The sequence below is a fragment of the Burkholderia sp. MSMB1826 genome, from assembly GCF_001526325.1.
Taxonomy (GTDB): domain Bacteria; phylum Pseudomonadota; class Gammaproteobacteria; order Burkholderiales; family Burkholderiaceae; genus Burkholderia.
In genome coordinates this window covers 87,018-105,896 of sequence record NZ_LOYN01000003.1, presented here as the reverse complement: position 1 = coordinate 105,896, position 18,879 = coordinate 87,018, and the positions used below count along the sequence as shown (strand labels likewise).

16 protein-coding genes are annotated in these 18,879 nt (G+C 68.0%); 10 read left to right on the top strand and 6 right to left on the bottom strand.

Features of this window, described 5'->3' with window-relative positions; translation table 11 throughout:
- Nucleotides 1-14: 14 nt before the first annotated feature.
- The 4 genes from WS95_RS00485 to argE all read left to right on the top strand — a co-directional run bounded on the left by WS95_RS00485 (nt 15) and on the right by argE (nt 3,700).
- Nucleotides 15-1,337 (top strand): flavin-containing monooxygenase, encoded by a 1,323-nt coding sequence (locus tag WS95_RS00485; protein WP_059821688.1) that lies wholly within the window; start codon nt 15-17, stop codon nt 1,335-1,337.
- 83 nt (nt 1,338-1,420) lie between these two features.
- On the top strand, nt 1,421-1,858 hold the full coding sequence (locus tag WS95_RS00480; protein WP_059785193.1) for a RidA family protein: 438 nt from the start codon (nt 1,421-1,423) through the stop codon (nt 1,856-1,858).
- Between the two features lie 8 nt (nt 1,859-1,866).
- Nucleotides 1,867-2,544 (top strand): DUF1028 domain-containing protein, encoded by a 678-nt coding sequence (locus WS95_RS00475; protein WP_034209297.1) that lies wholly within the window; start codon nt 1,867-1,869, stop codon nt 2,542-2,544.
- Nucleotides 2,537-3,700 carry an acetylornithine deacetylase gene (argE, locus tag WS95_RS00470; protein ID WP_059821686.1) on the top strand — a complete coding sequence of 388 codons (1,164 nt, stop codon included), beginning with the start codon at nt 2,537-2,539 and terminating at the stop codon, nt 3,698-3,700. The genes WS95_RS00475 and argE overlap by 8 nt, the downstream gene beginning before the upstream one ends.
- A gap of 82 nt (nt 3,701-3,782) precedes the next feature.
- On the opposite strand, the gene WS95_RS00465 is transcribed toward argE, so the two are convergent.
- On the bottom strand, nt 3,783-4,724 hold the full coding sequence (locus WS95_RS00465) for a LysR substrate-binding domain-containing protein (protein ID WP_059821684.1): 942 nt from the start codon (nt 4,722-4,724) through the stop codon (nt 3,783-3,785).
- Nucleotides 4,725-5,107: 383 nt separating this feature from the next.
- On the opposite strand from WS95_RS00465, the gene WS95_RS00460 reads away from it, so the two are divergent.
- Nucleotides 5,108-6,529, top strand: a complete 1,422-nt coding sequence (locus tag WS95_RS00460; RefSeq protein WP_059821683.1) for a purine-cytosine permease family protein — start codon at nt 5,108-5,110, stop codon at nt 6,527-6,529.
- Nucleotides 6,530-6,625: 96 nt separating this feature from the next.
- Here WS95_RS00460 and WS95_RS00455 read toward each other — a convergent pair whose 3' ends face one another.
- From WS95_RS00455 to WS95_RS00435, 5 genes are all read right to left on the bottom strand, one after another.
- A complete protein-coding gene (locus tag WS95_RS00455; RefSeq protein WP_059821681.1) occupies nt 6,626-8,905 on the bottom strand; it encodes an FdhF/YdeP family oxidoreductase in 2,280 nt (759 codons plus the stop codon).
- A gap of 123 nt (nt 8,906-9,028) precedes the next feature.
- Nucleotides 9,029-11,896 carry an AAA family ATPase gene (locus WS95_RS00450; protein ID WP_059821679.1) on the bottom strand — a complete coding sequence of 956 codons (2,868 nt, stop codon included), beginning with the start codon at nt 11,894-11,896 and terminating at the stop codon, nt 9,029-9,031.
- Between the two features lie 641 nt (nt 11,897-12,537).
- A complete protein-coding gene (locus WS95_RS00445) occupies nt 12,538-12,807 on the bottom strand; it encodes a hypothetical protein (RefSeq protein ID WP_059821772.1) in 270 nt (89 codons plus the stop codon).
- Between the two features lie 104 nt (nt 12,808-12,911).
- Entirely contained in the window at nt 12,912-13,727 is an 816-nt protein-coding gene (locus WS95_RS00440) for a family 1 encapsulin nanocompartment shell protein (RefSeq protein ID WP_059821677.1), read from the bottom strand.
- Complete coding sequence (locus tag WS95_RS00435) at nt 13,720-14,769, bottom strand: Dyp-type peroxidase (protein WP_059785173.1); 1,050 nt, start codon at nt 14,767-14,769, stop codon at nt 13,720-13,722. The genes WS95_RS00440 and WS95_RS00435 overlap by 8 nt, the downstream gene beginning before the upstream one ends.
- A gap of 441 nt (nt 14,770-15,210) precedes the next feature.
- Between WS95_RS00435 and WS95_RS00430 the strand changes: the two genes are divergently transcribed.
- The 5 genes from WS95_RS00430 to WS95_RS00410 all read left to right on the top strand — a co-directional run bounded on the left by WS95_RS00430 (nt 15,211) and on the right by WS95_RS00410 (nt 18,657).
- On the top strand, nt 15,211-15,588 hold the full coding sequence (locus WS95_RS00430; protein ID WP_059821770.1) for a LysR family transcriptional regulator: 378 nt from the start codon (nt 15,211-15,213) through the stop codon (nt 15,586-15,588).
- Nucleotides 15,585-16,037, top strand: coding sequence for a phosphate-starvation-inducible protein PsiE (locus WS95_RS00425; protein WP_034209288.1), 453 nt, complete (start codon nt 15,585-15,587; stop codon nt 16,035-16,037). Before WS95_RS00430 ends, WS95_RS00425 begins: the two co-directional genes overlap by 4 nt.
- Before the next feature lie 84 nt (nt 16,038-16,121).
- The gene (locus tag WS95_RS00420; RefSeq protein WP_059821676.1) at nt 16,122-16,577 is read left to right on the top strand and encodes a DUF1269 domain-containing protein; all 456 of its coding nucleotides are present in this window, start codon (nt 16,122-16,124) and stop codon (nt 16,575-16,577) included.
- A 34-nt stretch (nt 16,578-16,611) separates the two neighbouring features.
- Nucleotides 16,612-16,860, top strand: a complete 249-nt coding sequence (locus WS95_RS00415; RefSeq protein WP_059502908.1) for a hypothetical protein — start codon at nt 16,612-16,614, stop codon at nt 16,858-16,860.
- Between the two features lie 372 nt (nt 16,861-17,232).
- Nucleotides 17,233-18,657: an aminotransferase-like domain-containing protein gene (locus tag WS95_RS00410; RefSeq protein ID WP_059821674.1), complete on the top strand. Its 1,425-nt coding sequence runs from the start codon at nt 17,233-17,235 to the stop codon at nt 18,655-18,657.
- Nucleotides 18,658-18,879 lie beyond the last annotated feature (222 nt).

Genomic DNA, 18,879 nt, shown 5'->3' with positions numbered 1-18,879 from the left:
AGAAGGAGACAGCCGTGGCAGTCGAAACAACCGCAATCGATACGCTCGTCGTCGGCGCCGGGCAGGCCGGCGTGGCCATGAGCGAGCATCTGGGCAAGCTGGGCGTGCCCCACCTCGTGCTGGAGCGCGACCGTATCGCCGAACGCTGGCGCACCGGGCGCTGGGATTCGCTGGTCGCGAACGGCCCCGCCTGGCACGACCGGTTCCCGGGCCTCGAATTCGACGGTCTCGATCCCGACGCGTTCGCATCGAAGGACCAGGTCGCGGACTACTTCGAAGCGTATGCGCGCAAGTTCGATGCGCCGATCCGCACCGGCGTCGAAGTGAAGAACGTGGTGCGCAACACGGGCAAGCCGGGCTTCGTCGTCGAGACGTCCGACGGTACGATCGAGGCGAACCGCGTGGTGGTCGCGACGGGGCCGTTCCAGCGCCCGGTGATTCCGCCGATCGCGCCGGACGACGCGCGCATCGTGCAGATTCACTCCGCCGACTATCGCAACCCGGGCCAGCTTCCGGCCGGCGCGGTGCTGGTGGTCGGCGCGGGTTCGTCGGGCGTGCAGATCGCCGACGAGCTGCAGCGTGCGGGCCGGCAGGTTTACCTGTCGGTCGGGCCGCACGATCGCCCGCCGCGTGCATATCGCGGCCGCGACTTCTGCTGGTGGCTCGGCGTGCTCGGCGAATGGGACAAGGAAGTCGCGACACCCGGCCGCGAACACGTGACGATCGCGGTGAGCGGTGCACGCGGCGGCCATACGGTCGATTTCCGCGCGCTCGCGAACCAGGGCGTGACGCTGGTCGGACTGACGAAGTCGTTCGACGGCGGCGTGGCCGTGTTCGAACGCGATCTCGCGATCAATCTCGCGCGCGGCGACGAGAACTACCTGTCGCTGCTCGACGCGGCCGACGCGTATGCGGCCCGCAACGGCCTCGACTTGCCGGAAGAGCCGGACGCACGGCGCATCCTGCCGGATCCCGACTGCGTGACGCATCCGATCCTCACGCTCGATCTCGCCGGCGCAGGCATCACGTCGATCGTCTGGGCCACGGGCTACGCGGCCGACTACGGCTGGCTGAACGTCGACGCGTTCGGATCGAACGGCAAGCCGCAGCACCAGCGCGGCGTGTCGAAGGAGCCGGGCATCTATTTCCTCGGGCTGCCTTGGCTGTCGCGACGCGGCTCCAGCTTCATCTGGGGCGTGTGGCACGACGCGAAGCACATCGCCGATCACATCGTCACGCAGCGCAAGTACCTCGCGTATCACGACGCGTCGCAGCGCCGCGCGGCCCCGCAAGCGGCGCGGCCCGACACGCTCCTGCTCGCCGAAGCGGCGAACTGATCGCCTGACGAACAGACCCATCCAGCCGCGTCGCGACGGCTTCCGGCGCGGCGGGCGACCCCACCGACACTCGAAGGACCTCGATGAGCCAGCCTACCCATACGCGTATCCGGATGTTCAACACGAAGGATACCTATCCGAACCAGACGCTCGACAACGACCTGTGCCAGGCCGTGCGCGCCGGCAACACCGTCTACGTGCGCGGCCAGGTCGGCACCGATTTCGACGGCAACCTGATCGGCCTCGGCGACGCGCGCGCGCAGGCCGAGCAGGCGATGAAGAACGTCAAGCAGTTGCTCGAGGAAGCCGGCAGCGACATCACGCATGTCGTGAAGACGACGACCTACCTGATCGATCCGCGTTATCGCGAACCCGTGTACCGGGAAGTCGGCAAGTGGCTGAAAGGCGTCTACCCGATCTCGACGGGGCTCGTCGTCTCCGCGCTCGGGCAGCCGCAGTGGCTGATGGAAATCGACGTGATCGCGGTGATTCCCGACAACTGGCAGCCGAGCCGCGCATAGGGGGCGACATGACTTTCTCCATCGTCGGGCGCTGCCCGGAGACGGGCCAGCTCGGGATCGCGATCAGCTCGTCGAGCATCGCGGTGGGCGCGCGCTGCCCGTGGGTGCGCGCGGGCGTCGGCGCCGTCGCGACGCAGAACATCACGCTGCCGGCGCTCGGCCCTCAGGTTCTCGACCTGATCGAACACGACCTGCTCGCGCCTGCCGCGGCGCTCGACCGCGCGTTGAGCGCGAACGGCTGGAGCCAGTACAGGCAGGTCACGGCGATCGACGGGCAGGGGCAGACGGCATGCTTCACCGGCAAGGAGGCGCTCGGCACGCATCACGCGGTGCAGGGCGAACAATGCGTGGCGGCCGGCAACCTGCTGGCCGCGCCGGCCGTGATCGACGCGATGGTGCGGGCCTTCGAGCAGGCGTCCGGCCTGCTCGCCGACAGGCTGCTGGCCGCGATGCACGCGGCCATGACGGCCGGCGGCGAGGCCGGCCCGGTGCATTCGGCCGCGTTGAAGGTGGCCGGCGACGTGACCTGGCCGATCGTCGACCTGCGCATCGACTGGGCCGACGCCGATCCGATCGGGCAGCTCGATGCGCTGTGGCGCGCGTATCGACCGCAGATGCAGGACTACCAGACACGCGCGCTGAACCCGACCGCCGCGCCGAGCTACGGAGTGCCGGGCGATGAGTGATCCGTCGAGCCGCGCGTTGCTCGAACGGCTGATCGGCTTCGCGACGGTCAGCCGCGATTCGAATCTCGAGATGATCGGCTTCATCCACGACTATCTCGCCGGGTGGGGGGTGCCGAGCGAACTGTTCTACAACGCGGAACGCACGAAGGCGAGCCTGTATGCGACGATCGGCCCGCGCGATCGCGGCGGCGTCGCGCTGTCGGGGCACACCGACGTGGTGCCGGTCGACGGGCAGGCGTGGACGGTCGAGCCGTTCCGGCTGACCGAGCGCGACGGCCGGCTGTACGGCCGCGGCACGGCCGACATGAAGGGCTTCATCGCGTCGGTGCTCGCGGCCGTTCCGGCGTTCGTCGCGCGGCCGCTGAGCCTGCCGGTGCATCTCGCGTTCTCGTATGACGAGGAAGTCGGCTGTCTCGGTGTGCGGCCGATGCTTGAACGACTCGCCGCGCGCGAACATCGTCCGCGGATGTGCCTGATCGGCGAGCCGACCGAACTGAAGCCGGTGCTCGGTCACAAGGGCAAGCTCGCGATGCGCTGTCACGTGAAGGGCGCCGCGTGTCACTCGGCTTACGCGCCGTCGGGCGTCAACGCGATCGACTATGCGGCGAAGCTGATCGGCAGGCTCGGCGAGATCGGCGCGGCGCTCGCGCGGCCGGAACGGCACGACGGCCGCTTCGATCCGCCGTTCTCGACCGTGCAGACGGGGCTGATCAAGGGCGGCCGCGCGCTGAACATCGTGCCGGCCGAATGCGAATTCGATTTCGAGGTGCGTGCGCTGCCGGATTTCGATGCGCACGACGTGCCGAGAACGCTGCAGGACTATGCGGAATCCGAACTGTTGCCGAGGATGCGCGCGGTGCAGCCCGATACCGATATCCGGCTGCAGCCGCTCGGCGCGTATCCGGGGCTGGCGACCGCGCCGGACAGCGAGGCCGCGCGCCTGCTAGCGCTGCTGAGCGGGTCCGACGCGTTCGGCACGGTGGCGTTCGGCACCGAGGGCGGGTTGTTCGGGCAGGCCGGCATTCCGACCGTCGTGTGCGGGCCGGGCAGCATGGATCAGGGACACAAGCCCGACGAGTTCGTCACGCTCGAACAACTGCATGGATGCGACGCGATGCTGGGCCGTCTGGTCGCGTATCTCTCGTCCGCCGCCTGAACGGGCGGCCGGCACGCATGCGCCGGCCCCAGCGCCGCGCGTGTCGTCCTCGTCCCGTTCCCGATCGTCGACCTTGCCGCCGCTATCGAGCCGATGGGGGCGATTGCACCGGCTGTGCGACGATCTGCGCGAGCCGCTCGCGGCAGAAATCGACGAACGACTGCGCCTGTTTCGTGAGCTGACCGCGCTTCAGCCGTGCGCTCACGAGCCCGGACGGGCTGACCGTTTCACTGAGGCCGATCGTCACGACGCGCTGGCCGTCGTACGTATAGTCGGAATGCGGGCGCGTGACGAGCAGCGAGAAACCGAAGCCGCGGCCGACCATCCCGCGCACCATCTCGATCGACGGCGAGCCGAACACGATGTTCGGCGTGAGCCCGAGCTCGTGAAACAGGCTGACGAAATACGTGCGGCTCGGCTGCACGTCGAGCAGGATCATCGGCTCGATGCACAGGTCGCGCAGCGACACGTGCGTCTGGCCCGCGAACCGGTGGTGCTCCGGCAGCAGCACGTACGGCTGCTGCGGCGGCATCAGCGGCTCGGTTTCGATCGTGCCGTCGAGATCGTGGTCGTACATCAGCGCGAGATCGAACGTGCCGGACGTCAGCCCCTGCACGAGTTCCTGCTGGTCGCCGTCGCGCAGCCGGATGTTCACGCCCGGGTAGCGCTCGCGAAAACCCGCGATCAGTTGCGGCAGATACAGCGGCGCGACCGTCTCGAAGCAGCCGATGTCGATCTGCCCGGTGATCACGTCGTTGTCGGCGAGCGCGTTCTGTTCGAACTCGTGCGCGATGCGCAGCAGTTCCTGCGCTTTCCGGTAGAAGCGCGTGCCGCTCGGCGTCAGCGACACGCCCTGCGCGTGGTGGCGAATGAACAGCTTCACGCCGAAGCTCTCTTCGAGCCCTTTGATCGCGCTGGAAATCGACGGCTGCGCGATGAAGAGCTGACGCGATGCCTCGGCGACGCTGCCGGATTCGACCGTCGTGACGAAGTATTTCAGTTGCCGCAAAGTGTAGTGAGCCACAAGCACCCCTGATGCCCGGCCCCGGCGTGCCGCCGCGGGCGCATGCTGTTGGATTCGCGTAGCACCTTACCTGAAGTCGTTCGGCGCCGAAATTTCCGCTGCAGAGCTTTTTCGTATGTCGCGGAAATATTTTTAGTATTTTCCGGTCCCGATGCGCATGGCGCACCATCGTCTCCAGCCTGGATCGCGACGAGGCCGCGTGGGTGCCGGCAGGACACGTCATCCGTCCCCGCCTGGCGGCGCACGCGACGCTTCGTTCGGCGCCGCCGCGTGCATGCAGCGCGGCGGCGCTCGCGTATCCGGACCGATTGCCGGCGCGCCCCCCGACGCGCGCCGGCGCACACGGCACGCGCGCATCGCCGCGCAGGACTGGAGACATCACCATGACGAACGCGGAACGCAATGCGTCCCCGATGATAGAAAAGCACACGATCGGCTATGTGCCGCCCTCGGAACGCCACGGCAAGGTGCGCGACCTGTTCACGCTCTGGTTCGGCGGCAACATCGCGCCGCTGCCGATCGTGACCGGCGCGCTCGGCGTGCAGATGTTCCACCTGAACCTGATGTGGGGCATCGTCGCGATCGTCGTCGGCCAGGCGGTCGGCGGCGTGCTGATGGCGCTGCATTCGGCGCAGGGGCCGCAGATGGGGATTCCGCAGATGATCCAGAGCCGCGCGCAGTTCGGCTCGTGGGGCGCGCTGCTCGTCACGGTGATCGCGGCCGTGATGTACGTCGGCTTTTTCGCGTCGAACATCGTGCTCGCCGGCAAGTCGGTGCACGGCATCGCGTCGTCGGTGCCGGTTCCCGTCGGCATCGTGATCGGCGCGGTGGGCTCCGGGCTGATCGGGATCGTCGGCTACCGGTTCATCCACATCCTGAACCGGATCGGCACATGGGTGCTCGGCATCGGCATCGCCGTCGGTTTCTGGATGATCCTGTCGCACGTGAGCACCGCCGATTTCCTGACGCGCGGCGGCTTCGACTTCGCGGGCTGGCTCGCGACGGTATCGCTGTCGGCGCTGTGGCAGATCGCGTTCGCGCCGTACGTGTCGGACTATTCGCGCTATCTGCCGGAAAACGTCGGCGTCGCGTCGACGTTCTGGGCAACCTATCTCGGCTGCACGATCGGCTCGACGCTCGCGTTCGTCTTCGGCGCGGTCGCGGTGCTCGCGGTGCCGGCCGGCGCGGACACGATGGATGCGGTCAAGCAGGCGACCGGCCCGCTCGGCCCGTTGATGCTGGTGCTGTTCCTGCTGAGCGTGATCAGCCACAACGCGCTGAACCTGTACGGCGCGGTGCTCGCGGTGATCACGTCGGTACAGACGTTCGCATACAAGTGGATTCCGACCGCGAAGACGCGCGCGGTGGTGTCGGTCGCGATCTTCGTCACCTGCTGCTATGCGGCGATCGGCGCGTCGACGAACTTCGTCGGCAACCTCGTCGATCTGGTGCTCGCGCTGCTGGTCGTGCTGGTGCCGTGGACGGCAATCAACCTGATCGACTTCTACGTGATCCACAAGGGCAAGTACGACATCCAGTCGATCTTCATGGCGGACGGCGGGATCTACGGCCGCTTCAATCCGCAGGCGCTGCTCGCGTATGCGATCGGCATCGTCGTGCAGATTCCGTTCATGAACACGCCGATGTACGCCGGCCCGATTCCCGCCCATCTGGGCGGCGCGGACCTGTCGTGGCTCGTGGGCCTGCTGCTGACGTCGCCGCTGTACTACTGGCTCGCGACGCGCGACAGCGCGTATCGGCGCCGGCAGACGGGCGCGACGATGCCGCCGACGGCGGCACGATGAAGAAGGGGCCGCCGCGTCGCTCGCGCCGCGGCGGCGAGCGGTGGCGGGAGTCGGGCAGGCACGCAGCGGGCTACGTGGCGCGCGCCTGCCGCGGCATCACACGACGGCGGAGCGCACGACGCGCACCGGCACCGACTTGTACGACGGCGTGCCGCTTTCCTTGTCGATGTAGTCGAGCGGCACGAGCACGTTCGCTTCCGGGTAGTATGCCCCGACCGAGCCCGGCGCGATGTCGTACTCGATCGCGGTGATCTTCTCGAGGCGCAGCGTACGGCCCGATGCGGTGACCGTCTCGATGTCGACGAGGTCGCCGTGTTCGAGCCCGTACTTCTCGAGATCGGCCGCGTTCATGAACAGCACGTCGCGCCGCCCGAACACGCCGCGATAGCGATCATCGAGCCCGTAGATCGTCGTGTTGTACTGGTCGTGGCTGCGCAGCGTGATCAGGCGCAGCACCTGTTCGGCGCCGAGCACGTCCGCGTCCTCCTTCACGCCCTTGTAGACCGAGAACATCGCCTTGCCGGTCGGCGTCGGCCACACGCGCTCGGTGGGCGGCAGCGGCAGGCGGAAGCCGCCCGGCGTGCGAATGCGCTCGTTGAACGCCTCGAAGCCGGATACCGTCTTGTCGATCAGGTCGCGGATGCGATCGTAGTCGGCGATCAGGTCGAGCCATGCGACCTTGCTGTTCGGCAGCGTCGCGTGTGCGATGCCGGCCACGATCGCGGGCTCCGAGCGCAACTGGTTCGATGCTGGCTTGAGCTTGCCGGCCGACGCATGGACCATCGACATCGAATCCTCGACGGTGATCGACTGCCGGCCGGTGGCCTGCATGTCGAGCTCGGTGCGGCCGAGCACCGGCAGGATGAAGGTTTCCTTGCCGACCAGCAGGTGCGAACGGTTGAGCTTCGTGCCGAGATGCACGCTCAGGTCGAGCTTCGCCATCGCCGGGAACGACTGTTCCGGATCGGGCAGCGCGACCGCGAAGTTGCCGCCGAGGCACAGCAGCGCCTTCGCGGTGCCGTCGATCATCGCCTGCATCGCCTGCACCGCGTCGTGCCCGTGCTGCGCGGGCGGCGTGAAGCCGCACACGTCCTCGATCTTCTTCAGGAATTCGGCCGACGGCTTCTCGGTGATGCCGACCGTGCGGTTGCCCTGCACGTTCGAATGACCGCGCAGCGGGCACACGCCGGCGCCGGGCTTGCCGATGTTGCCGCGCATCAGCAGCAGGTCGGCGATCAGGCGCACGGTGGCCGTGCCCTTGTTGTGCTGCGTGACGCCCATCCCGTACGTGACGATCGTCGCGTTCGACTTCGCATATGCGAGCGCGACCTGTTCGAGTTGCGCCTGGCTCAGGCCGCTCGCGCGTTCGATGTCGTCCCACGACGTGGCGTCGAGATCGGCCGAGAACGCCTCGAAGCCGCTGGTGTGCTGCGCGATGAAGTCGCGGTCGAGCACGTTGCCTTGCTCGGCCTCGAGCCGCAGCAGCGCCTTCATGATGCCCTTCAGCGCGGCCGCATCGCCGCCCGCATCGACCTGGTAGTACGTCGACGCGATTCGCGTCGAGCCGAACGACGCCATCTCGATCATGTCCTGCGGATCGGCGAAGCGTTCGAGCGCGCGTTCGCGCAGCGGGTTGAACACGATGATCGGCACGTTGCGGCGCGCGCACTCGTGCAGCGTGCCCATCATCCGCGGATGGTTCGTGCCGGGGTTGTGGCCGATCGAGATGATCAGCTCGCAGTGGTCGAAATCCTCCAGCGACACGGTGCCCTTGCCGATGCCGATCGATTGCGGCAGGCCGACGCTGGTCGGCTCGTGGCACATGTTCGAGCAGTCGGGGAAGTTGTTGGTGCCGAGCTCGCGCGCGAACAGCTGGTACAGGTATGCGGCTTCGTTCGACGCGCGGCCTGACGTGTAGAATTCGACCTGCTCGGGCGGCAGCGCGCGCAGCACTTCGCCGATGCGCGCGAATGCGTCGTCCCATTCGATCGCGCGGAACGTGTCGGTCGCGCGGTCGTAGACGAGCGGATGGGTGAGCCGGCCCATGTTCTCCAGTTCGTAGTCCGACATGCGCAGCAGCGACGACACGGTGTTCGCCGCGAAGAACTCGGGCGTCACGCGCTTGGTCGTCGCTTCCCACGTGACGGCCTTCGCGCCGTTCTCGCAGAACTGGAACGTCGACTTGTGCTCCTTGTCGGGCCACGCGCAGCCGGGGCAGTCGAAGCCGTCGGGCTGGTTGGTCCGCATCAGCACGATCGGCGCCTCGATGGTTTCCATCTGCGTGCGCACCGCATCGGCTGTCGCGCGAAGCGCGCCCCAACCGCCGGCGGGCCCGTCGTATTTCCTGATGCCTGGCACTTCGCGTCGATTTGTCATGTGAATCTCCAATAGCCGGGCCCGGTGCGGGCGGCTCGGTTGCGCCGTGTCGCGGCGTGGGGCGGCTCCGTCCGGCGGACGGAGCCGGTCATGCGTGCCCCGGGTGGCGGGGCATGCGTTTTTCTAGCGGGCGTCCTTCTTCGCGCCGGACGACTTCTTGCCGGGCTTCGCCGTGGGCGGGGGGGCGTCGGCGGGCGTGTCGTCCGGCTTCGCGTCGCCGGTTGCGTTGGCAGCCTTGCCGGCCTTGCCGTTCGCTTCAGGCTTGCCGTCGGCGTCCTGCTTCGCGTTCTTCGTGCCTTTTGCTGCCTTGGTGTCCTTCGCTTCGGACGCGGCGAGCTTGTTGAACTTCACTTCGTCGCTGTCCTTGTCGTAGTCGACTTCGCACCGGTCGCCCGACTTCAGCCGGTCGGCGAGGATCTCTTTCGCGAGTCGCGTCTCGATGGTCTGCCGGATCTGGCGCTTCAGCTCGCGCGCGCCGAACTCCGGCTGGTAGCCGGCTTCGGTCAGGTGCGCGACGAGCGAGTCGCCCATCACGAGCGTGATGTCCTGCGCGGCGGCCGTGCGCACCACGCGGTCGAGCTGGATCTGCACGATCGCGCGGATGTCGTCCTTCGACAGCGCGTGGAAGACGATCACCTCGTCGATCCGGTTCAGGAACTCGGGCCGGAAATGCCCCTTCAGCACCTGCATGAGTTCGTCGCGGATTGCCTTGTCGGTCTTGCGCGCGGCTTCCGGCTGCGTGAGGTTGTCCATGATGATCGCCGCGCCGAGGTTGCTGGTCGCGATGATGATCGTGTTGCTGAAATCGACCACGCGGCCCTTGCCGTCGGTCAGGCGGCCGTCGTCGAACACCTGCAGCAGCACGTTGTAGACGTCCGGGTGCGCCTTCTCGATCTCGTCGAGCAGGATCACGCTGTACGGGCGGCGCCGCACGCGCTCGGTGAGCTGGCCGCCTTCGTCGTAGCCGACGTAGCCGGGCGGCGCGCCGATCAGCCGCGCGACCGCGTGGCGCTCCATGTATTCCGACATGTCGATGCGGATGATCGCCTGCTCGTCGCCGAACACGGTCTCGGCCAGCGCCTTCGCGAGCTCGGTCTTGCCGACGCCCGTCGGCCCGAGGAACAGGAACGTCGCGATCGGCCGGTGCGTCTGGCCGAGCCCCGCGCGCGACAGCCGCACGGCATCGCTGACGGCGACCACCGCATCGCTCTGGCCGACCACGCGCTCGCGCAACTGCTCTTCCATCTTCAGCAGCTTCTGGCGTTCTTCCTGCGTGAGTTCGGACACGGGGATGCCGGTCAGTCGCGACACGACCTCGGCCACCGATTCGACGGTCACTTCGAGCGTCTCCGAGCCGGTCTTGCGCTGCCACGCCTCCATCTTCTCGTCGACGGCCTTCTGCTTCGCGTTGATCTGCTCTTCGAACTGTTTCGCTTCGTCGAAGCGCTTGCGCGAGGTCGCATAGTCCTGCTCGCGCTTCAGTTGCGCGATCTGCGCTTCGCCTTCCTGAATGTCGACCGGACGCGACGTCGCGCCGATCCGCACGCGCGCGGCGGCCTGGTCGATCAGGTCGATCGCCTTGTCGGGCAGGAAGCGCGACGTGATGTAGCGGTCGGCGAACTCGGCGGCCGCGACGAACGCGTCGTCGGCGAACGTCACCTGGTGATGCGCCTCGAGGCTGTCGCGCAGCCCGCGCAGGATCACGATCGTCTGCTCGACGCTCGGCTCCGGCACGAACACGGGCTGGAAGCGGCGTTCGAGCGCGGCGTCCTTCTCGATGTACTTCTGGTATTCATTGAGCGTCGTCGCGCCGATCAGGCTCAGCTCGCCGCGCGCGAGCGCGGGCTTCAGCACGTTCGCGATATCGAGGCCGCCTTCGCCGCCGCCCTGGCCCGCGCCGACGATCGTATGCAGCTCGTCGATGAACAGGATCAGTTCGTCCTGCTTCGCCGTCACTTCGTCGATCAGCTGTTTCGCGCGTTCCTCGAATTCGCCGCGATACTTCGCGCCGGCCACCATCGAGTTGATGTTGACTTCGACGAGCCGCTTGTCGCGCAGCACTTCGGGCACGTCGCCGTTGACGATCCGCTGCGCGAGCCCTTCGACGATCGCCGTCTTGCCGACGCCCGGCTCGCCGATCAGCACCGGATTGTTCTTCTTGCGGCGCGCGAGCACCTCGATCGTGCTTTCGATTTCCTGCGCGCGGCCGAGCACCGGATCGAGCTTGCCCTGGCGTGCGATCGCGGTGAGGTCGCGGCCGAACTTGTCGAGGTTCGGCGTGCCGGTCGGCGCGTCGACGCGGCCGTCCTCGGCGCCCTTGCCGACCACCTTCACGACCTTCTGGCGCAGCGCCTCGGGCGTCACGCCGTATTTCTTCAGCAGCGTGCCGGCGACGCTGTCCGGCACCGACGCGAGCCCGATCAGCAGGTGCTCGGGGCCGATGTACGAGTGGCCGAGATCGCGCGACGCCTGGAACGCGTATTGGACGGCCTTCTTCACGCGCGGCGAGATCGACAGCTTGTCGAGCGGCGCATCGGGCGCGGCCGCGCCGGTGTGCGCGTGTTCGTCGATGTACGACCGGATGTCTTGCGGCGACAGCTTCAATTCCTTCAGCAGCGCGGCGCAGACGTCGGTGTCGGCGAGCGCGTACAACAGGTGCTCGGAATCGAGCTCGCTGCGGCGCAGCTCGTGCGCCTTCTCGGCCGCGCGCTGCAGCAGTTCGAGCGTCTGTTCGCTGAATGCGTCGGTCGGGTCGACCGATTCGCGCGGGATCTCGGCGGCGAGCGGCGATTCGTCGCCGAGGCCGCCGAACAACGACGACGGTCCGCCGCCGCCCAACAGCGCATCGAACGGATTCAGCATGCTCTGATGCCGCATCAGCTGGCGGAAGTGGTAATCGCAGATCGAGATCGTCTTGCGCTCGCCGTCCTGCATCACGGTTGCGCGCGCGACGGCCGGCCGGGCGTGACAGATATCGCAAAGTGCGGGCATGGTGGTCTGGCTCCTGTCGGTGAAGATGGGACGAAGGGTGAAGCCCGATGCGGTGCGGCGCTCACGCGCGCCGACCGCAGGCACGGCACGCACCGCGGCGGCGCGCGGGCCGCACTCGTGCGATCGCGCAGCGCGCGCCGGCGTGGCTCACGGTCGCGGTCCGGGCGGAAAGCGCGCGTGCCGAGAGGAGCCCACGGCATCGCTTCGACTGCGTTCAAAATAGCGAATCGGCGCGGGCCCTCCAAGACACAGTTCCGTGCCGGACCGGCCGTGAATTGCACCCTCACATCGGCGCGCGATTCGGCGGCAAGGAGTACAGACGGGCGCGCGCACGGCGGCACGGGCCGCCGGCGGTGGAAGGGGGCGGGAAAGCGGTAAAGGGCGGCGGGCGAACGGCGCGGTGCGACATGGGCGCACAGGGCGCCGGTAGCCGGCAAACGGGGAGCGAAAGGCGGAGAAAAGCGGGGAGAAAAGCAGGGAGTGAAGCGGCGAGCGAACCTGAGTGCGACACGCAGCGCGGGCGCGAACCGGCTACGCCCGGCCCCGCGCGCACCGCAGCCGGTGCGCGCCGTGGGGCCGGCGCAGGCGAGCGCGGGGTGCACGGTACGCGCGGGACATCGCGCAACCGCGGTCGACCGCGATCAGTCCGACAGTGTCATCGCGAGCCGTTGCCGTGCGATCTGCTTTACGTCTGCCGATAGCGCCGCATTCGACAGACCATTGGCCCAGACGGAGAACGAATCCTCGATCAGGTTGCGCGTGTCGGGCGGCAGCTCGGCCAGCATCAGCGACACGACGGTAAACAGCACGGCGGTATCGCCGGCCTGGCTGCCCGCGTTGGCATCGACCTTCTGCTGCAGGGTGGCGACGGACGCTTGCAGCGCCTGTAATGCGTCATTCGATTCGCTCATGACATCCTCCATGCGAGATGGGCTGGATCGGCGACGAACCTGCGGCCGGCAGCGCGGCTGTCGCGCGCGACGCCCGGGCGGGCATCGCGCGCCGGCAACCGCGCTCAGGTGGCCGCGCCGTCCTGCGGCGCCACGGCCACCGATGCCTCGCTCGTCAGCATCAGGAACGTGAACGTTTCGCGCAGGTACAGGCGGACGCCCTTGTCGGTGTGGCTCGTGTAGCCGATCGACACGTCTTCCCCGAGGTGCAGCTCGTAATCGCCGCCGCGCGTGGACAGCACGCAGCCGCCGCTGATCGCCGGCGCCCAGATGATCTCGCCGCTGACGATGCGTTTGATATGGCCAAGGACCGGATAGCCCTGGTCGCGCGCTTCGCTGAGCGCGGTGTACGCGTCCGACCCGAGCACGACCGAGTACGGGCCGTCGACGCCGGCGAGGCGCAGCGCCTCCAGCGCGTCGCTGATCGCATCCGGGTACGCGCTCACGTCCGCCGGCAGCGTGAGCCGGCGGTTCGACGTGCCTTCGCGGATGCCGACGATGCCGGCCGCGCGGTAGCCGTCGAAAATCGCGTTGTCTTCGGCGAACGCGAGCCGCTGCGCGGCTTCCTTCGCCGGCTGCCAGTCGGCGTCGCGCGCGCCGCGCTCGACGCTGTCGATCGCGTCGCGGCTCAACTCGAACGGCACCGTCAGCTCGACGATCGTGCGCACCTCGCGCAGCCGCGCGTTCACGTGCTCGCGCGGCGCGGCGACGTCGAGCAGGTGCCCGGTGCCGACGGCCGACAGCTCGGGCCCCGCGGGGCCGTCGACGTCGACGACGCGGCGGCCGGCCACCGAGCGTTTGAAGGTGCGCGCCACTTCCTCCTCGATTTGTTCCCAGGCGGCGGACGAGATCGGGGCGAGTTCGCGGTGCAGGTTATTCATAGGTCGGGATTCCTTTCAGCGAGCCGATGTTCAGCGAGCCGTCGCGCTGCGGCGCGGACGGCGCGGATTCCGGTTGGGCGGCGCCGGCGGCCGGCGCCGCGCGATCGGCGAGCGCTTCGAGCAGGTCGGCCGACGGCACGAAGAACAGCGAGCCGGTGACCGCGCGGCTGTAGTCGAGCAGGCGGTCGTAGTTGCCGGGCGGACGACCGACGAACATGTTCTCGAGCATCTGCTCGATCGGCGCCGGCGAGCGCGCATAGCCGATGAAATAGGTGCCGAATTCGCCGGCGCCCGGGCGCCCGAACGGCATGTTGTCGCGCAGGATCTTCACTTCCCGGCCGCCCTCGTCGAGCGTGGTCAGCGAGCTGTGCGAGCACGACGGCTTCACGTCCGGCGCGAGCTCGATGTCGGACAGCTTGGTGCGGCCGATGATGCGCTCCTGCGTCTCGACCGCGAGCGCGTTCCAGCCGGCCATGTCGTGCAGGTACTTCTGCACGAGCACGTAGCTGCCGCCCGCGAATTCGGCATCCTCGTCGCCGATCACCGTGAAGTCGACCGCTGCGCGGCCTTCCGGATTCTCGGTGCCGTCGACGAAGCCGATCATCGCGCGCTGGTCGAAATTGCGGAAGCCGTGCACTTCGTCGACGACCGTGACCGCGTCGCCGAGCGCGCCGAGCAGTTGCGTCGCGAGCTCGAAGCACAGGTCCATCGCTTCGGCGCGGATGTGCAGCAGGATGTCGCCGGGCGTCGCGACCGCGACGCGCTGGCCGGCGCCGAATTCGCGGAACGGATGCAGCGACGCCGGACGCGGCTCGCCGAACAGCGCATCCCATGCATCGGAGCCGAAGCCGCATACGCACGTGAGGTTGCCGCCCGGTACGCGCTTGCCGACCGAGCGCACGAGCGCGGCGATGTCGCCGCACCACGAACGGATCGTGTCGGCGTGATCGGCGCCGGGATTGATCGTCGCCACGAGAAAGATCGCGCTGCGCGTGATCGTGCTGTGAACGGCCTGGGAGATCGGGGGAGGGGGCGTCTGCATCGCGGCCTGCCGGTCAGTCGGGTCGGGACGGACGGGCCGCGGCAGCCGCGGCGCGCGAAGGCGAACGGTTGAACTGTGTCATGCGACGGTTCTCTGTGCTCTGTGTGACATGCGGATGAAGGACGTTGCGCGGGCATCGCGCAACGGGCCGCAGCGGCGGCGGCCGCCCCCCGGCGCGAAGGGAAGGCGGACGGTGGCGCCGCGCGTTCGCCCGGCGCGTGAACTGCCGCACCGCGTAACGTCGTCGAGCATGCAATCTAGCAGCTTCGGCGGGTCTTTGGAACACGTATCGACGATCTGTCATTCGAATGGATCAAACCGGGCCGGGTTTTGTGCGGCGGCGGCGCAGCTGTACTCCTGACGCCCGCGGCGCTGTGCTCTTGAGCGTGCGTGTCGCGTGCAGTAGATTAGGTTCCGCTCCGCCCGACGACGGCCATCATGATGAACCTTTTGGAAGCGATGCGTATTTTCGGTGCAATCGTCGAGCACGGCGGGCTGCGCGGCGCGGCGTCCGATCTGAAGCTCGACATCGCGCAGGTCGATGCGCGGCTCGATGGCCTCGAACGCTATCTCGGCTGCCGGTTGCTGCTGGATCGCGCGGGCGACGATGTCGTGTGCACCGATGCCGGCGTCGCGTTTTACGCGTGTTGCCGGCGGACGCTGTCCGCGGTCGCGCAGGCGACCGGCGCGAGCGCAGCCGATGCGTGCGCAACGGTTTCCGGTTCGCCCGTCGCAGGCTTTCCGTTACCCGACACCACCCGCCGCGGCGACGCGGCATCGATCGCACCCTCTACGACACTGCACCGGTCAACGCGTTGAATACGTCCACTGCATCCGCCGATACGACCGCCGAGCGCATTCGCCGCCGCTTCGGTCATTTCCTGCACGCGGCCGAGCTGGCCGGGCTGGTCGTGATCGGGCTGGCGACCGCGTTCGCGATGACGCAGGAAGCGTGGAAGGTCGTGCTCGCGGGCGAAGTGTCGCTGACCGACCTGCTGCTGATGTTCCTGTATCTGGAAGTGCTCGCGATGGACCTGCGCTATCTGCGGCTCGGCCGGCTGCCGGTGCGGTTTCCGCTGTTCATCGCGATGACGTCGCTCGCGCGCGACCTGATCCTGCGCGGCGCGACCGACAGTCCCGAGCGGATGCTGATGACGACCTTCGGAATCGTGCTGCTCGCGGTGGGCGTGCTGATCCTGAGTTTCGGGCAGCACCGCTTTCCGGCGGACGTCGACGATGTCGAGGACGACGTGCATGCCCGCAAGTAACGCGCGGGCGGCATGCGGAGCGAACCCCGGCGCGCCGCGCGAGGTGCGGCGGCCCTACCTTCATCCCACCACACGAGGTGTCGCATGACCAGGCAACTGATCGTCGCCGTGTTCGGCGGCGTCGACACGGCTCGGCAGGCCGCGAACGATTTCGACGCGCTGTCGGAGAAGAACGAAGGATTCCACATCGAGAACGGCGTCGTCGTCGAGAAGGACGCGAACGGCAAGCTCGCGGTACTCGACGCCGAATCGCGGCCGTTCAAGGGCGGCGTGATCGGCGCGATCGCGGGCGGGTTGCTCGGCCTGCTCGCCGGGCCGCTCGGCGTGGCGACCGGCATGGCGGCCGGCGCGGGCGCCGGCATGCTCGCGCACGCGGCCGGCAAAGCGCTGCTCGACGGTGCGTTCGTCGAGACGGTCGCGGCGCGGCTCGTGCCCGGCAGCGTCGCGGTCATTCTCGAAGCGAAGGAGGACACGCCGTTCTCGGTCGACAACGTCGTGACGGGATTCGGCGGCAAGGTCTTTCGCCAGGCGCTCGATTGAGCGCGTTCCTTTCGAACCGATTCGGGGGCATGGCATGCGTATCGATCAATCGTACCGGCGCTTCGACATCGCGGCGACGCTGTCGCCGCTGCCCGGCAACCGCGCGATCGCGGTCGTCGACGTGACGACCGACGATCCGGACCGCATCGCCGATCTCGGCACCGGCCAGTTCCTGCAGATCCGCAAGTGGATCGAGTCGAACGACGTCGCGCTGCTGACGGCGGTGTTCGACGAGTGCAAGGTCGCGATCGACCACTACGCGGACAACGTCGACGACGCGTGAGCGCGAGCGAGCCCGCGCGTGGCCGGGCCTCGCATTACCGCCGGCGCCTTCGGCACCCGCGGTACTTCATGACATGACGTGCGCGGCGAACGGCCGCGGCGCGGCCGCGCCGTCGCGTTCGCATCTGTTCACCACACCGGCCGGATTTGCGGTTTCCTCGCCAAACTGTCACTTACATTCGCCGAAATGACGCAGTAGGATGCCGAACCTTGTCTTGATGAGATTCGCATTGCTATCCGCCTTCAATTTCGGTAACGGACGAGGTCCGCACCGGGACACCCGCGCCCGGCGACGGCTATCCGGCTTCATGCGTCGGCGTGGCCGTACCGCTCGTGCGGGGCAGGCCGGTTCATCGCTGGCGGGGCGAGGCGGATGAAGCTCTACGAGAAATTTGCAAACGACGTAGAGCGACTCATTCGGCAAGGGGTATATCGACACGGCGATCGTGTGCCGTCGGTGCGGCAGGCGAGCCAGCAGCACCGGATCAGCATCACGACCGTGCTGCACGCGTATCTGCTGCTGGAGAGCCGCGGGCTGCTCGAAAGCCGGCCGCAGTCGGGCTATTTCGTGAACCTGCGGCGCGACGACAGCCATGCGCCGGTTCGCGAGCTGCGACCGTCGAAGCCGATCGCGATCTCGTCGTCGGTCGACGTGAGCCGGCTCGTGCTGTCGACGCTGCGCTCGATCGGCACGGACGACGCGGTGCCGCTCGGCTCGCCGTATCCGGACCCGAGCCTGTTTCCGTTCGAGAAGCTGAATCGCTACGCGTACGCGGCCGGCCGCGACAAATCGCTGTGGGGCGTGACCGACGGATTGCCGCCGGGCCACCCGCGGCTGATCCGGCAGATCGCGCGCCGCTACCTGGAAAACGGGATGTCGGTGGATCCGAACGAGATCATCGTGACGGTCGGTGCGACGGAGGCGATCAACCTGTGCCTGCAGGCGGTCGCGAAGCCGGGCGACACGATCGCGGTGGAGTCGCCGACGTTCTACGCGATGCTGCACGCGATCGAGCGGATGGGGATGAAGGCGATCGAAGTGGCCACGCATCCGGAATACGGGATCGACATCGCGGCGCTGGCCGCGATCGCGAAATCGCAGCCGATCGCCGCGTGCATGGTGATACCGAACTTCCAGAATCCGCTGGGCTTCCAGATGCCGGACGAGCGCAAGCGCGAACTGGTTGAGTTCGCAACCAAGGCCGGAATGCCGATCATCGAGAACGGTGTGTACAACGAACTGTATTTCGGCGACACGCATCCGAGTTCGCTGAAGTCGTACGACCGTAGCGGGATCGTGCTGCATTGTTCGTCGTTCTCGAAGAGCCTGACGGCCGCGTACCGGATCGGCTGGGCGCTGCCGGGGCGCTATCGCGAACAGGTCGAAAAACTCAAATTCCTGAATACGCTCGCGACGCCGTCGTTGCCGCAGCTCGCGATCGCGGAGTTTCTCGAGCGCGACGGCTACGAGCATCACCTGCGGCGCTTGCGCAAGGCGTATGCGCAGCAGGCGAACCTGATGCGCGCGATGGTGTCGCGGTTCTTTCCGGAGGGCACGCGCATGTCGAGCCCGGCGGGCGGCTACGTGCTGTGGGTCGAACTGCCCGCGCAGGTCGATGCGATGCGGTTGTATCAGCTCGCGCTGGAGCAGGGGATCACGATCGGGCCGGGCTACATGTTCTCGATTGCGGACAGCTACCGGAATTTCATCCGGCTGAACTACAGCAGCCCCTGGTCGCCGGAGATCGAGCACGCGGTCGTCGTCGTCGGCAAGCTCGCCGCAGCCTGCGTCGGCTGAACGCACCGCCGCGTGGTGCGCCGTCATCGCGGCCGGTACGGCTGCGCGCCGGTGCTCGGAGGGCGGGCGCGCGTCGGCACGCGGCTTGCGACGGCCGCTCGCGGAGCGGCCGCCGTGTTGCGCCGCAACGTCGATCGCGTGCTACGCCGGCCATGGATCGCGTCCAGGCTACGGTCGGCATTTGCGTGCGCTGCGGGGCGTCTGTGCCTGTTCTTTCCAGGA

Excerpts from the sequence above, each read along its gene's own strand:
- WS95_RS00435 (WP_059785173.1), bottom strand. The coding sequence starts at position 14,769 with ATGCAGACGCCCCCTCCCCCGATCTCCCAGGCCGTTCACAGCACGATC.
- WS95_RS00420 (WP_059821676.1), top strand. The coding sequence starts at position 16,122 with ATGACCAGGCAACTGATCGTCGCCGTGTTCGGCGGCGTCGACACGGCT.
- WS95_RS00480 (WP_059785193.1), top strand. The coding sequence starts at position 1,421 with ATGAGCCAGCCTACCCATACGCGTATCCGGATGTTCAACACGAAGGAT.
- WS95_RS00460 (WP_059821683.1), top strand. The coding sequence starts at position 5,108 with ATGACGAACGCGGAACGCAATGCGTCCCCGATGATAGAAAAGCACACG.
- WS95_RS00445 (WP_059821772.1), bottom strand. The coding sequence starts at position 12,807 with ATGAGCGAATCGAATGACGCATTACAGGCGCTGCAAGCGTCCGTCGCC.
- WS95_RS00455 (WP_059821681.1), bottom strand. The coding sequence starts at position 8,905 with ATGACAAATCGACGCGAAGTGCCAGGCATCAGGAAATACGACGGGCCC.
- WS95_RS00440 (WP_059821677.1), bottom strand. The coding sequence starts at position 13,727 with ATGAATAACCTGCACCGCGAACTCGCCCCGATCTCGTCCGCCGCCTGG.
- WS95_RS00475 (WP_034209297.1), top strand. The coding sequence starts at position 1,867 with ATGACTTTCTCCATCGTCGGGCGCTGCCCGGAGACGGGCCAGCTCGGG.
- argE (WP_059821686.1), top strand. The coding sequence starts at position 2,537 with ATGAGTGATCCGTCGAGCCGCGCGTTGCTCGAACGGCTGATCGGCTTC.
- WS95_RS00410 (WP_059821674.1), top strand. The coding sequence starts at position 17,233 with ATGAAGCTCTACGAGAAATTTGCAAACGACGTAGAGCGACTCATTCGG.
- WS95_RS00450 (WP_059821679.1), bottom strand. The coding sequence starts at position 11,896 with ATGCCCGCACTTTGCGATATCTGTCACGCCCGGCCGGCCGTCGCGCGC.
- WS95_RS00415 (WP_059502908.1), top strand. The coding sequence starts at position 16,612 with ATGCGTATCGATCAATCGTACCGGCGCTTCGACATCGCGGCGACGCTG.
- WS95_RS00430 (WP_059821770.1), top strand. The coding sequence starts at position 15,211 with ATGAACCTTTTGGAAGCGATGCGTATTTTCGGTGCAATCGTCGAGCAC.